The organism is Pseudoalteromonas sp. Isolate6 (assembly GCF_022398435.1).
Lineage (GTDB): Bacteria > Pseudomonadota > Gammaproteobacteria > Enterobacterales > Alteromonadaceae > Pseudoalteromonas > Pseudoalteromonas galatheae.
Window position 1 is genome coordinate 1 of the sequence record NZ_JAKEVK010000113.1, and the last position, 14,532, is coordinate 14,532.

Consider the following 14,532-nt stretch of genomic DNA (forward strand, 5'->3'; position numbering starts at 1 on the left):
ATTCATATCTTTATAGAATAGTCAGAGATATTGGATTTGCTAAAAAAAATAAGGCAAAAAAAACGCCTTCAAAAGAAGGCGTGAAGAATGGAAAAAAAACTAGGCGGCGATCCCACTGTGGCGTAGTAACGCATCCACTTTTGGCTCTCGACCACGGAAGCGAGTAAACAACACCATCGGCGCTTCGGAGCCACCTTTTTCAAGAATATGATGCATAAATTCACGCCCGGTTTTCGGGTTGAATATTCCTTCCTCCTCAAACTTAGAGAAAGCATCCGCAGACAACACTTCTGCCCATTTATATGAATAATAACCTGCACTATAACCACCAGCAAAAATGTGGCTAAAACTATGCTGGAAGCGGTTAAATTCAGGCGCTTTTACAACAGCTGTACGTTCACGCACCGCATTGAGTGTGGCTTGAATTTGGCAGTCAGTGTTTGGTGTAAAGTCTGCGTGAATATGAAAATCAAATAACGAAAACTCTAACTGACGCAACATTTGCATAGCTGATTGAAAGTTCTTTGCTGCAAGTAGCTTATCTAACATGTCTTTTGGCAACGGTTCTCCCGTTTCATAGTGCCCTGAAATGAAGTTCAGTGCTTCTTCTTCATAGCACCAATTTTCTAAAAACTGACTTGGCAGCTCAACCGCATCCCATGCCACACCATTAATACCCGCAACTGGCGCTGCATCCACTTGTGTTAGCATGTGATGAATTCCGTGACCAAACTCATGGAATAAAGTGGTTACTTCATTATGGGTAAATAGCGCAGGTTTGTTACCGACCGCTTTATTAAAATTACACACTAAATAAGCGACTGGAGTCTGTAATTCGCCATTTGCGCGTACTTTTCTGCCCATACAGTCATCCATCCAAGCACCGCCACGCTTATGTTCACGGGCATATAGGTCGAGATAGAAGTGACCACGCAACTCACCTTTGTCATCGTGAATAGCAAAAAAGCGTACATCTGGATGATAAGTGTCAACGTCTTTAACTTCGCTCACACGGATCCCAAACAAACGGTTTACGGTTTCAAATAAGCCGGAGAGTACCTTATGTTCAGGGAAATAAGGGCGCAGTGCTTCGTCAGAAATTGCATACTTAGCTTGTTTTAACTTTTCACCATAATATGCGTAATCCCAAGGTTTTAGCTCACTTACACCGTGTTCTTTATTCGCAAAGTCACGTAGTTCAGCTACTTCTTGCTCGGCTTGTGGTTTTGACTTAGCAGCAAGGTCATTCAAAAATTTAAACACTTGCTCTGGCGTCTCAGCCATTTTAGTTGCCAGTGATTTTTCTGCAAAACTAGAAAAGCCAAGCAGCTGAGCCAATTCGTGTCTAAGCGTAAGCGCTTCATGCATAATCGCTGAGTTATCAAACTCGCCAGCATTCGGCCCTTGATCCGAGGCACGGGTTACAAACGCACGATAAGCCTCTTCACGAAGCGTTTGGTTATCTGCGTATGTCATAACAGGAAGGTAAGAAGGAATATCTAGCGTAAATACCCAACCTTCTAATCCTTTGGCTTCAGCAGTATGAGCAGCAAGTGCTAAGGCCGACTCCGGCAGTCCAGATAATTCTGACTCGTCAGTAACATGCTTTTGCCATGCTTGGGTGGCATCCATGACGTTGTTGCCAAACTTTGATGCCAACTCCGACAGCCGTGCCACAATTTCGCCATAACGTTTTTGGTTAGCAGGCTCAAGTGCAATGCCTGAAAGTTGAAAATCACGCAGTGCATTATCCACAGACGTTTGCTGAGCAACCGTTAAGTTGCCAAATTCAACCGATTCTTTTACGGCTTTATAGGCTTCATACAATCCTTGATGCTGACCAACATAAGTAGAATACTCAGAAATTAACGGCAAACACTCATCATACGCTTTGCGCAGCGCCTCTGAATTAACGACTGAATGCATATGCGATACTGGCGACCACATGCGGCTAAGCTTATCGTCCGCTTCTTCTAGCGGAAGTACAAAGTTGTCCCAAGTATAATTCGACTGAGCTAAAACAGAGTCTATGGTTTCACGACAGTGCGCGATGGCAGATTTTAATGCTTCAACAATGTGTTCAGGCTTAATTTTTGAAAAAGGAGGCAATCCTTCTAGCCCGATTAATGGGTTACTCATGGGCACGCTCTTTATTTTCTAATCTAATATTGAGGTTGAAATAAGGGTGAATGACCGCATTTACAAGTATCTGAATAGATTTTTGCTTAATATCGGTCTTGGGTTGTGCACCTTTGCTATTTACTTAATATAAAGTAGTAGGGTTTAAGCAAAACAAATAATTGGCGAGGAATTTTTATGGCTCAACATTTTGACTATATCGCAATCGGTGGCGGTAGCGGCGGGATCGCATCTGCAAACCGAGCGGCGATGCGAGGTGCCAAGGTGGCATTAATAGAAGCAAAGCACTTAGGCGGTACTTGTGTAAACGTGGGCTGCGTTCCAAAAAAAGCGATGTGGCACGGCGCTCAAGTTGCTGAAGCCATTAAACTATACGCACCAGATTATGGTTTTGATGTTGAGCTAAAGAACTTCGATTGGGGTAAACTCGTTGAGAGCCGCGAAGCCTACATTGGCCGTATTCACCAAGGTTACAACGGCTACCTAGCAAAAAATGGCGTCACCGTGATCAATGGCTTTGCTAAGTTTGTTGATAACAACACTATTGAAGTCAATGGCGAGCACTACACTGCCGATCATATCAACATTACCGTAGGTGGTCGCCCAACGATCCCTAACATTCCAGGCGCTGAGCATGGTATCGATTCAAACGGTTTCTTTGAGCTTAAAGCGCAACCTCGCCGCGTAGCTGTTGTGGGCGCGGGCTATATCGCGGTAGAGCTTGCGGGCGTATTGCACAGCTTGGGCACAGAAACCCATTTATTTGTTCGTAAGCACGCTCCACTTCGTAACTTTGATCCTATCTTGGTTGAAACCTTAACTGAGGTAATGGAAAAAGAAGGCCCAACGTTGCACACTCACGCAGTGCCAAAGTCAGTGACCAAAGAAGAGGATGGCTCAGTCACCTTACATCTTGAAAATGGTGAGTCTTACACAGTAGACGAACTGATCTGGGCAATTGGCCGTGAGCCAATGACAGATCTTATCAATCTCGCGGCAACGGATGTAGAAACCACGCCAAGTGGCCATATAAAAGTTGATGAGTGGCAAAACACCACAGCTAAAGGTATTTATGCCTTAGGCGACATTATGGATGGTGGAATAGAGCTGACTCCGGTAGCCGTGAAAGCTGGCAGAATGCTAGCAGAACGCCTATTCAACCCTGAATTGCCAAACGCAAAAATGGATTACGACTTAGTCCCTACCGTCGTCTTTAGCCATCCACCGATTGGCACCATTGGCCTAACAGAGCCAGAAGCCGAAGAAAAGTACGGTAAAGATAATATCAAGGTCTATACCTCTACCTTTGCTGCGATGTACACGGCGGTTACTCAGCATCGTCAGCCATGTCGTATGAAACTTGTTTGTGCGGGTAAAGAAGAGAAAGTCGTTGGCCTGCATGGTATCGGCTTTGCGGTAGATGAAATGATCCAAGGCTTCGCCGTTGCCATGAAAATGGGTGCAACCAAAGCAGACTTTGACTCCGTAGTCGCAATACATCCAACTGGTTCCGAGGAATTTGTTACTATGAGGTAAAGCCTAGATAAGTAAAAGCTACTGCCTCTCAACCTGAAGTGGCTGTGAGCAATTACTTTATCAATCTTTACACAGGAATTTACTAGCTCCACATAATGAGTTAAAAAAAGCTCAGATAAGGATATCTGAGCTTTTGGGGTTGTAGTGACTGTCCAAGTCAACTAGTAGGGATAGGCTTTATTATCTACTTGAAAGCTCAATCAATGCTTGCTTGATAAGCTCAGGATGTGTGAGCGGGATCAAGTGCTCTGTAGAGGTTATTGGCAAATACTGTCCCCCGCTTATTTCCGCGACTTCTTGAGACCATTTTCGACCTTCGGCTTCCCACTTAATCAAACCCGCTCTGGCTTCTTCAGTTTCTGCTTTTTCAATATCTAACTGTTCAAACTCACTATCGATCACGGTAATTGGAATACTGCTATCTGGTTGCCAGTTTCTCACTAACTCCAAATCGTCATGATAGTTCATCATTTCATTTACTCGGATAAGTTGGGCTTCAATACTATAACGTGTTTGCATGATTTGATTGAAGTAACCCCAATCCATATGTTGGGCAAACTCACTTTCTTCCAGCAAAGACTCTACATGTGCCTGCTCCTCAGCTATTTTGACATTCATTTTTTCCTGCCACTTTCCTGCACTCACATGGTCTATCAAATGCTGACCCCATTCGCGATAAATATCAACAGGGTAACCCTGATACTGTGCAATTGAGTGCGGTAATAAAATGTCCGGATCCATCCACAACATACTGGCAATCTTTTGTTTGAAGTCTTCCGACTGTTGCATAGCAATAAGCGGTACAGAGTTACTATTAGCAAAACTCACCAAATGCACATTGCTCAAATCAAGCTTCTCAAATAGCACTGGAAGATCTGTTGCAAACTTTTGCATTGATGGTGCGCTGGTGTTACTACTAAGCCCTTGCCCAAGCCTATCAATCACATACACATTAAACTGTGTTGATAAATAAGGTTGTAATAATGCAAACCAAGCGCTATCGCTATGAAAGTGCATGTTTGCACCTGACAACATAACTACCGTTGGTTTGTCTGCCTGATGCGTTAAGTGTCTTACATGGTAATAATTATCACTGACTTTAATTAAATCAGAACCAGCTGGTAGTGCATATTGACTTGTCGATTCAAAAAATTCCATTATCGATTGCGTCGTTTTGACTGGTGATAAGTTCCAACTATGTCCCGCCCCGTCTACACTAATAAGCTGAGTCTGGATATTTCTGTTGGGATAGTGAGTTAAGGTAACACCATCATCCAAATCTTGCTCTACCGATAATGCGGCCTCATAGTTGAGATCACCTACAATTTTGATCGCTTGGGGTGAGGACAACAGCCCAAAGTTAGCATGGCTTTTACCATTATAGGGAAGAACCGAATCAGCCTTACCGTGCATAATTCTGTAATTCGTTGGCGTAGTAAGGTTACAACTATCCCCTAATTGATAGGACATTGGTGCACCAACGGTCACTATCGCGTTAAATACCTCGGAGCGATTACACAACAAGTTCTGTACAAATAGTCCTCCTTGAGAAAAACCTGTTGCGTAGATTTCACCATCAATAATCTGATATTTTGCTTTTAGTTCTGCGACCATGTCATCAACAAAGCCCAGATCATCAACACCTAGACGATGCGCCTTATTACAACCACACCCTTCATTCCATTCTTCATTTTTTGACTTGGGATAAACGACGAGATAATCATCACTTTGTTCATGCAACCTGGTCATACCCGCCATACCTTGACCACTCCCCCCAGAGCCATGAAAAGCAAATAAAAGTTTATATGACTTGCTGGTATTTTCGACCGGTAGCATATAGTAAAAGCGTTCATTAAGTTCATGAACATTAACCCCAATCTCGGTTTTTCCGCTATCACTATCGATTGGCGCAGCGTTATTGCTTTTACCACCACACCCCACTAACAATGTCGCGACTACTACATTTAACGTTCGCGTTAAAAACCATCTACTTTTCATGCAGGCCATTCCTATTTTATTGTTTTCATGTACTCTTAAATAGCATTGAAAAAAGCGCGACGATTTCTCATGAAATCATCGTGATGAATTTATTACCAAAAAATATAACCAATAAAATCAAAAGGGTAAAAATGCGATTTAAGATTGCAGCAATACAATTTGATACACTAAATCGAACGCTAGAAAACGACAATTCAACAATAAGATTAGAGCCAAAGCCCTATTTGTTGCTACAAACTTTAATTGCTGCAAATGGAAATACAGTCTCTCGCGAGCAATTGATCGAAGAGGTTTGGCAAGGGCGTATCGTCACCGAAAGCGCAATCAATAAAGCCGTGTCAACGCTACGTCAGCATCTAAATAAATTAGATAGCCAAACGAATTATATTGAGACTATTCCTACCGTTGGATACAGGCTAATACCTAGAGCTGTAGGACTAGTTACCTCCACAAAATCACCAAAGCGTAAAGTACGCTTTTTAATTGGTGGTGCGATTTTGGTTAGTTTGCTTAGTGCATTAATTACTTTTCAGGTAGTGAGGCTTTCACCTAATACTAAGTCACTTATTCCAGAAAAAATAACAAGTCAGAGTGGTATTGAGCTGCAACTCAGTAGCGCAACTAGGTCTAGTAGCTTTAGTTATCTACACCCAATCACAACGCCACTTTCAGAGTTATGGTTACACCACCATGGAGAAAGTCGCAAGTTACTATCGGGTAATATAAGTGCTCAGGCATTAAGCCCTGACGCAAGTAAGATAGCATTTGTGGACGATGAAAATGGCTGCATGGTGAAGCAGTTAACTATAGCAAAGCAAAGCGTACAATCATTATTCAGCTGCCAGGCCGTTGAGAGGATAAAGCTCATTTGGGGCCGTAACGGGCGAGAATTGATTTATCGAAAACGTGAAAATATTCACAACGGCTTTGGTCTGTATCGCTATGATTTAAACACCCATAAGCATACACAATTAACGCTCCCCCCTTCATCAGGTAATCTAAGAGGTGATCACCTCTTTAGTTTATCTCAAGGCCAAGACCGCCTCGCAGTGGCGACATACCTCGGTGAAGATATACACCGATTAACCCTCTATCACTACCCACAGATGTCTACAGAGCACACAATTGAACTTCCGTATAACCCAACTTCACTGACCTGGTCTGCAAATGGTCAGCAGATTTACTTTTCACAGGCTAACAGCATTTATAGTGTGAATGCACAGTCACATGCAGTAACTCTTTTACACAAGTTTACCGCTCCAATCGAGAGCCTTACCCTATTGGATAATAATGATACGTTATTGTTAAATCAGTATAAGTTAGCCAGTAACATTAAGCTTTTTGAGCCCGTGCAGAATGTCGTAAAGGTAGTTGTTGATAACCAAGCGCTAAACCGTCTACCTCGCGCTAATCAATCACAACATATTTGGTATATTTCAGATCATGGTGCACACTCAGCCTTATGGTCGATTGACACCAATAGGGAGGCAAAGACTCAAGTACCACTGCCTCACATTTTTAATTTCCAACGTTATCAACTCAATAGCGACAGTTCTAAAATACTTTTTGAATATCAAGATGCTATTTATCAGTTTTCGATTGAACAACTGGAGACCACAGAAATACTTAGTGCAGAGTTAAAACCCTATGTCGCGAACTACGGTCAACATGATGATGAAATAATTTATAGTAGTGAACGCTCTGGTAGTTGGCAGTTATGGTCTCTAAATTTAATAACAAACCAACATCAGCAGCTTACAACGCAAGGTGGCTACAGTGGATACAAGCTTAATAATGTGTTGTATTTTACTAAATTTACACAGCCCGGTATTTGGCGGCTGGAAGATGGGCAGGAGTCGTTAGTTGTTGCAGAGGTGCCTGTAAGAAATTGGTTAAATTGGCGGCTCAGAGGTAATGCGCTTTACTATGAAAAAGACAAAAGCATCTGGCGATTCGATCTTAAGACTCATCAAGAAAAGCTATATTTCACTCCGCCACAACGGTTTATTGGACAGTTTGATATATTGCAAAATGGCGATGTGGTTTTCAGTGAGCTGAAGCAACCAAGTGGAGAGCTTTGGCAATTAACCGTGAAAAATTAAAGTACAAAAACAAAAAACCCAGCCGAGGCTGGGTTTTTATTGATTCTTGAAACGAATTACTTGATTTTCGCTTCTTTGAAGATCACGTGTTTACGAACCTTAGGGTCGAACTTTTTGATCTCCATTTTTTCAGGCATGTTACGCTTGTTCTTGTCGGTAGTGTAGAAATAACCAGTACCAGCAGTTGAAACTAAACGGATCTTATCACGCATGATTCAGCTCCTTAAACTTTTTCGCCGCGAGCACGGATATCTACTAATACCGCGTCGATGCCTTTTTTATCGATAATACGCATACCTTTAGTAGTAGTGCGTAGAGAAACGAAACGCTTTTCGCTTTCAACCCAAAAACGGTGTGTTTGTAGGTTAGGTAGGAAGCGACGCTTAGTAGCGTTGCGCGCGTGCGAACGGTGGTTACCAACCACTGGGCGCTTACCTGTAACTTGACAGACTTTAGACATGTCTATGTATCTCCAATAACTTCGCTCGAGCTTAATTTTCCCTTAAAGGCCTTTTAACTGCGTGCCCTAGGTAAAATCAAAGGGCGCTCTTTATACAGTATCTACAGGCAGAGATCAAGGATCTGATCCTACTGAAATCAGCTCATGGGTAAATTTGATAGCGGCCAATTATAATGATCCGAAGCCCACTAGGAAAGTAAAAACTGCATTTAAATTGAACTAATTTATAAAATTTATACAAATATGCTGATTTAACGAGCAAATTTCTTTTTTGGCCCTTTGTAGATGATGATTTTGACTGTTTAATTTTCGTGCTTATGAGTATATTCAAGCAGCAACACTCCACCAGCTACCCCACACGTCGAGTAAAAGCTGAGTGATCAAGCTCCATTCCATTTTGCTCAGTTCAAAAGGACAGCTTGAGAAAGCGAAACCCACCTGATAAAACAGCAACTCAGCTTAAATCAGTCCTCGTTCGGCAAACGAAATACAATGACTTCCAGCGACGATTAAATGGTCAAGTACATTAATATCAACCAATGCCAAGCCTTGCTGCAATTTTTTCGTGATAAGTTTATCCGCTTCGCTGGGCTCTGCCACGCCCGATGGATGGTTATGGGCAAAAATCACAGCTGCACTATGGTATTTGAGTGCCGCCTTTACTACTTCTCTTGGATAAACCGAGGCCGCATTAATCGTGCCGTGAAACAGCACTTCATCTTTTATTAGCCGATTTTGGTTGTCTAAATACAACACCATAAACACTTCATGGCCAAGCCCCCGTAGTTGAGCACTCAAATAGTCACGTACCGCAGTCGGGTTTTGAAATACCGTTTCTCTTAAGCACTCTTCTTTTAGATAACGCCGACTTAGCTCCAAAACGGCCTGCAACTGAGTGTATTTGGCAACGCCTAAGCCTTTTAACGCTGAAAACTCTTCTAATGAGGCATTGAATAAACGCTGTAACGTTTGCTGTTCTTGTAACAAGGATTCGGCAAGCTCTATGGCATTTAATCCTTTGATCCCTGTGCGTAAAAAGATAGCCAATAACTCAGCATTGGATAACGCTTCGGGCCCTTGTTCAATCAACTTTTCTCTTGGCCGCGCGGATTTGGGTAAGGCTGATATTTGCATTCTATTATTCCTTATCTTTGTATGTCTCCTTGACTAAATTAAGCTTAGCGGGTGATCACGATTATTCAAAAGCAAACACAGACTGTGATATCTTTAGTTTATTGATACTGTGATCGTATAAAACAAACATGCAAAGAAATAAACGCCTCTTACTTGGGATCAGCGGTGGTATCGCTGCTTACAAATGTGCAGAACTCGTTCGCCGCTTAAAAGAACACCAGATAGATGTCAAAGTGGTGATGACGGAGTCAGCTAAGCACTTTATCACACCACTAACAATGCAAGCTGTCTCTGGTGAAATCGTTTCTGACTCTTTGCTTGACCCGCAAGCAGAAGCATCAATGGGCCATATCGAATTTGCAAAATGGGCAGATCTAGTACTGGTTGCTCCCGCGACCTCAAATATCCTCGCCAAAATGGCAGCGGGTATTGCAGATGATTTACTGACCACATTACTGCTCGCAACTCCCGCGCCTGTTGCCGTGGCGCCGGCAATGAATCAACAGATGTATGCGCACCTATCGACTCAAGCAAATCTCAATACCCTTGCTTCACGCCATGTCCAAATCTGGGGGCCCGGTAAAGGCGAACAAGCCTGTGGAGATGTAGGCGCAGGACGCATGCTTGAACCCCATGAATTGGTGCAACTGTGTTTAACTGCACTTCGCCCTACTGAGCAAGTATTAGCAGGAAAAACGGTAACTATCACTGCAGGGCCGACACGCGAAGCATTAGATCCGGTGCGTTTTATTACCAATCACAGTTCAGGAAAAATGGGATTTAGCCTTGCTGAGGCGGCAAAGGCTTTGGGTGCAAGCGTAAATCTGATCGCAGGCCCGGTTTCACTGAATACTCCCACTGGAATTACTCGACTTGATGTAGAAAGTGCTGAGCAGATGCAACAAGCCGCACTCGAATATGCCGTACAATCGGATATTTTTATCGGCTGCGCTGCGGTCGCTGATTACCGTGCAGCCACCGTAGCCGATCAAAAGATTAAAAAGCAAGGCGATGAAATCACACTTACACTGGTTAAAAACCCCGATATTATCGCTACTGTCGCAGCACTAAAACAGTCGCGTCCTTATACCGTTGGCTTTGCCGCTGAGACGCAGAATGTCGCCGAATATGCGCAAGGAAAATTGGTAAATAAAGGGTTGGATATGATCTGTGCGAATGATGTGTCGGATAGTACAGGTGGGTTTAATTCTGATAACAACACATTGACCCTATATTGGAAAAAAGACCGACTTGAACTCCCTCACTCTAGCAAAAAAGAGTTAGCACTTACTGTCATGCAAGCTATTGCCGAAAAGATAAAATAACCTTCATGTAAAAGACTGGAAAGAAACTGAATAAAACATTAACATGATACCCCGATAACGTGTAAACGAGTCGGGGTTTGCACTTCTGCGCATCACTCTCTGTGCTTAATAAACCCGGCAAAAACAATATAACAATTAGAAAAATAAGGGAAATTTCATGCCAGCGACAAAACGTAGTAATCGCAAAGAGCAAATTCTTCAATCACTCGCACAAATGCTGGAAACCAGCCCGGGACAGCGTATCACCACAGCTAAACTCGCTGCTGAAGTCGGGGTTTCAGAAGCTGCGCTTTATCGCCATTTTCCAAGTAAAGCGAGAATGTTTGAGGGGCTTATTGAGTTCATCGAAGATACGTTGCTGTCACGCATTAATTTAATCCTCGAAAACGAAAAAGAAACCCGTAACCGGATCTACAACATTCTTACTCTACTTCTCGCCTTTGCAGAGAAAAACCCTGGGATAACACGTATTTTAACGGGCGATGCACTACAAGGTGAGCAAGAACGTTTACGTGAACGAGTACAAAGCTTATTTGAAAAGCTTGAGACACAATTCAAACAAGTATTAAGAGAGCGCAAACTGCGAGAAGGCAAAGCATTCACGAGTGAAGAAAGTGTACTGGCTAATCTATTCTTAGCTTTTGTTGAGGGTAAGATGAACCAGTTTGTAAGAAGTGACTTCAAAGCAAAGCCAACCGCGCAATTCGATAAACAGTGGGTTGAGCTTGAGAAAATCTGGCTTTAAGCACCTGCGGCTAGCCGCTTAAATACATCCGCACACCGCAGAGCATTTTAGTTTCACTGTTAAAAGTGATAAAAACATCATAAATACATACTAAAATGCTCTAGATATGACTCTAAAACTTTCTCTCTTAAGCGCAGCACTTTTTAGTGTAAGCAGCTTAGCAGCTAAACCCAGCCTTGAATTTAAAGACGTTTTTGATTTTCGTTACCCACAGGGTACGGTGATCTCCGAACAAGGTACATTCCTCGGCCTAAGTGCAAAGCCTTACCGTGGTGACAGCGAAGGCCAAGTGTATTCTCTCAATAATAAAACTCTGATTGCATCAGTTCCCCGTGGTACAAATCCAGTTATCAATAAAAGCGGTCAATGGGTTGGCTTTACCCAACTCCCCACTCTACTTGAAAAAGAAACCACAGATAAAAAAAAGAAAAAAACATTAAAGAACAACTTAGTGTTAGTTAGCACCGCAACCAAAACGCAGCAAACCTTTAGCTCAGTTAAAGATTATCAAATCTCAGATGATGGCTTGTGGCTGGTGTACCGTGAGGATACAAAAACAGGCGACAAAAAATCAGACGCAAAAGAGAATAAAGACGAGCAAGCTGATGAACTCAAAATCAGTGCAGATAAAGGTGATGACACATTAACACTTGTGGTGCTGAACCTTTCTAACAATGAAAGTACTCGCTATGACAACATCGCAGCATACAAAGTAGCACCAAATAGTAACGTGATACTGGTCAATCAGCGCAGTGAAGACGGCAGTAAAAACCGTGTTGCCGTTATTGACTTAGCGAGCAATCAAATCACAAGTCTTATTGATGAGCCCGGTGTGACTTTAGGAGACATTGCTTGGCAACCCAATTCTCAACAGGTCGCTTTTTATTTAGGTAATTATGTCAACGATGACAAACGCCGCCGCGACTACCAACTCAAATTATGGTCTCCAACAAGCAATAAAATTACCGATATCCATAACCCAAGCGGTTGGTTTTCCGGCAAAACAGCATCAATCAAATGGTCTAAAGACGGCTCACGATTATTTTTTGAAAACCGTCCACAGCTTGAACAAAAAGCCAAAGTGCTCAAATACACAGATGAAAGCTCGCTTTTTGATTACGATACCATTCGCCAGCAAAAAGGCTTAAAGGTTTGGCACAATGCCGATCCTGAAATCAAAACTAGAGAAATAAAAACATGGAATGAAAGCCGGCGAGATCAACATTATCAAGCGGTTTATCATCTTAATGGCGAGCGTGTAGTACAGCTTGAAAACCTTCAAGTGCCGTCTATTTCACTGCGCACAAACGCAAACTTTGTGCTGGGCAGCGATGATACCCCCTATCTAAAGCAGATTATGTACAAAGGCTTTTATCGCGACTACTACAGCGTTGATATCAGCAGTGGTGATAAACAACTCATCGTTAAAGAAAGTTCAAATCGCCCAACTGTTGCACCTGATGGTAAACATGCGGCCTATTTCGATGGTGAACAAATCTGGTTGAAATCGCTATCCACCCAACAGCTTACCCCAGTAAGCAAAGCGGTTAAAAATGCACTGTTTGCTGATGATAAACATGATAAGCCAGAACCAAACGAAGGATTTGGATTTGCTGGTTGGCAGCTCGATGGTTCGACACTCTACGCCTACAGTAAATATGATATTTGGGCATTTGATACTAAAACGGCAAAAGCAACTCGACTGACTGACGGCTATAAGACCCAAACACAATACCGCATTGAGTATAAAGATAAGGACAAACTGGGCTTTAACCCTGACGATACCTTACTATTAAGTGCGCACAACCTCGAAAATAAACAAACGCATATTGCTACGCTTTCTCTACAAGATAACAAGTTGCAAACTGTTTTGTCTGGCGAAGCCAAATATAACGTAGTGAGAAAAGCCAAAGAGGCAGATACTTATATTTTCACAAGACAGTCTTATCAAGAATTTCCTGATTATTGGGTTACAGATAACAGCTTTAATAACCCGACAAAACTCACAGACTTAAATCCACAGCAACGGACATTTGCTTGGGGCCAAAAGCCTGAACTTGTGAAGTACAAAGGCTACGATGGCGAAGATCTTCAAGGCGTGTTAATCAAACCTGCTGATTATAAAGCCGGTGATAAAGTGCCAGTAGTAATTTACTTCTACCGCTATATGAGCCAGCGCATGTATGACTTCCCGAAAATGGAGTTAAATCACAGACCAAACCTGCCAATGTATACCTCAAACGGTTATGCGATATTCTTGCCTGATATTCGTTTTGAGATCGGTCATCCTGGACGCTCTTCAACGCAAACCATGATCAATGCCGCACAAGCGCTTATTGATAAAGGTGTTGCTGATCCAGATAAAATAGGCTTACAGGGCCACTCTTGGGCAGGTTATCAGAGTGCATTTATGATCACCCAGACAAATATGTTTAAAGCGGTTGTCTCTGGCGCACCAGTATCAAATATGACCTCTGCTTATAGCGGAATTCGATTAAAGTCCGGCTTAGCACGTCAATTCCAGTATGAAACGGGACAAAGCCGCATAGGTAAAACACTCACCGAAGCGCCAGAATTATATATAGAAAACTCTCCAGTGTTTTACGCAGATAAAGTAAATACACCAATTTTGATCATGTTTGGCGATAACGATGGAGCGGTTCCTTGGCAAGAAGGTATTCAATACTACTTAGCATTAAGAAGGCATGGTAAAGACGCAATCTTCTTACAATACGAAGGCGAACCGCACCATCTTAAAAAGCTGCCAAATCAGCTAGATTATTCAATTCGTATGAAAGAATACTTTGATTATCACCTGAAAGGATTGCCACCTGCAGAATGGATTCAATCCGGTAAAGCATTTATCACTGAGGAATAATCAGCTTCACTCGTATTGATTATCAAGGGCATCATTTAGGTGTCCTTTTTTTTAGCAACCCCGACTCTTCTCTGTGTTTATTTTTTATCTAGAAATGTTTTGTTTCAACTTACATCCTTATAATTTCATTATAAAAAAAAGCCTATATATCTATTACATTTGATTGTTTTACAAACGAACCATTGAACTTTACGTAGATGCAATGTAAGTTCTAT

10 protein-coding genes are annotated in these 14,532 nt (G+C 42.3%); 5 read left to right on the forward strand and 5 right to left on the reverse strand.

Translation table 11 applies throughout. The features are described 5' to 3' along the window. Positions 1 to 99 precede the first annotated feature (99 nt). Entirely contained in the window at positions 100 to 2,139 is a 2,040-nt protein-coding gene (gene prlC / locus L1D50_RS14865; protein ID WP_239966310.1) for an oligopeptidase A, read from the reverse strand. A 177-nt stretch (positions 2,140 to 2,316) separates the two neighbouring features. On the opposite strand from prlC, the gene gorA reads away from it, so the two are divergent. After that, the gene (gorA, locus tag L1D50_RS14870) at positions 2,317 to 3,675 is read left to right on the forward strand and encodes a glutathione-disulfide reductase (RefSeq protein WP_138521402.1); all 1,359 of its coding nucleotides are present in this window, start codon (positions 2,317 to 2,319) and stop codon (positions 3,673 to 3,675) included. 180 nt (positions 3,676 to 3,855) lie between these two features. On the opposite strand, the gene L1D50_RS14875 is transcribed toward gorA, so the two are convergent. Next, on the reverse strand, positions 3,856 to 5,673 hold the full coding sequence (locus L1D50_RS14875; RefSeq protein ID WP_128727611.1) for an alpha/beta hydrolase: 1,818 nt from the start codon (positions 5,671 to 5,673) through the stop codon (positions 3,856 to 3,858). A 131-nt stretch (positions 5,674 to 5,804) separates the two neighbouring features. Between L1D50_RS14875 and L1D50_RS14880 the strand changes: the two genes are divergently transcribed. Next, on the forward strand, positions 5,805 to 7,775 hold the full coding sequence (locus L1D50_RS14880; protein ID WP_128727610.1) for a winged helix-turn-helix domain-containing protein: 1,971 nt from the start codon (positions 5,805 to 5,807) through the stop codon (positions 7,773 to 7,775). Between the two features lie 56 nt (positions 7,776 to 7,831). Here the strand turns inward: L1D50_RS14880 and rpmG are convergent, their stop codons facing one another. The 3 genes from rpmG to radC form a co-directional block, all read right to left on the reverse strand. Beyond that, positions 7,832 to 7,987, reverse strand: coding sequence for a 50S ribosomal protein L33 (gene rpmG / locus L1D50_RS14885; RefSeq protein WP_010364212.1), 156 nt, complete (start codon positions 7,985 to 7,987; stop codon positions 7,832 to 7,834). Positions 7,988 to 7,998: 11 nt separating this feature from the next. Beyond that, positions 7,999 to 8,235: a 50S ribosomal protein L28 gene (gene rpmB, locus L1D50_RS14890; protein WP_010376746.1), complete on the reverse strand. Its 237-nt coding sequence runs from the start codon at positions 8,233 to 8,235 to the stop codon at positions 7,999 to 8,001. A gap of 459 nt (positions 8,236 to 8,694) precedes the next feature. Further along, positions 8,695 to 9,369 carry a DNA repair protein RadC gene (radC, locus tag L1D50_RS14895; protein WP_017219072.1) on the reverse strand — a complete coding sequence of 225 codons (675 nt, stop codon included), beginning with the start codon at positions 9,367 to 9,369 and terminating at the stop codon, positions 8,695 to 8,697. 128 nt (positions 9,370 to 9,497) lie between these two features. On the opposite strand from radC, the gene coaBC reads away from it, so the two are divergent. From coaBC to L1D50_RS14910, 3 genes are all read left to right on the forward strand, one after another. Then, positions 9,498 to 10,694 (forward strand): bifunctional phosphopantothenoylcysteine decarboxylase/phosphopantothenate--cysteine ligase CoaBC, encoded by a 1,197-nt coding sequence (coaBC, locus tag L1D50_RS14900; protein WP_128727609.1) that lies wholly within the window; start codon positions 9,498 to 9,500, stop codon positions 10,692 to 10,694. A gap of 157 nt (positions 10,695 to 10,851) precedes the next feature. Next, positions 10,852 to 11,439 carry a nucleoid occlusion factor SlmA gene (gene slmA / locus L1D50_RS14905; protein ID WP_010376740.1) on the forward strand — a complete coding sequence of 196 codons (588 nt, stop codon included), beginning with the start codon at positions 10,852 to 10,854 and terminating at the stop codon, positions 11,437 to 11,439. 106 nt (positions 11,440 to 11,545) lie between these two features. Then, the gene (locus tag L1D50_RS14910; protein WP_128727608.1) at positions 11,546 to 14,317 is read left to right on the forward strand and encodes a prolyl oligopeptidase family serine peptidase; all 2,772 of its coding nucleotides are present in this window, start codon (positions 11,546 to 11,548) and stop codon (positions 14,315 to 14,317) included. Positions 14,318 to 14,532: the final 215 nt, after the last annotated feature.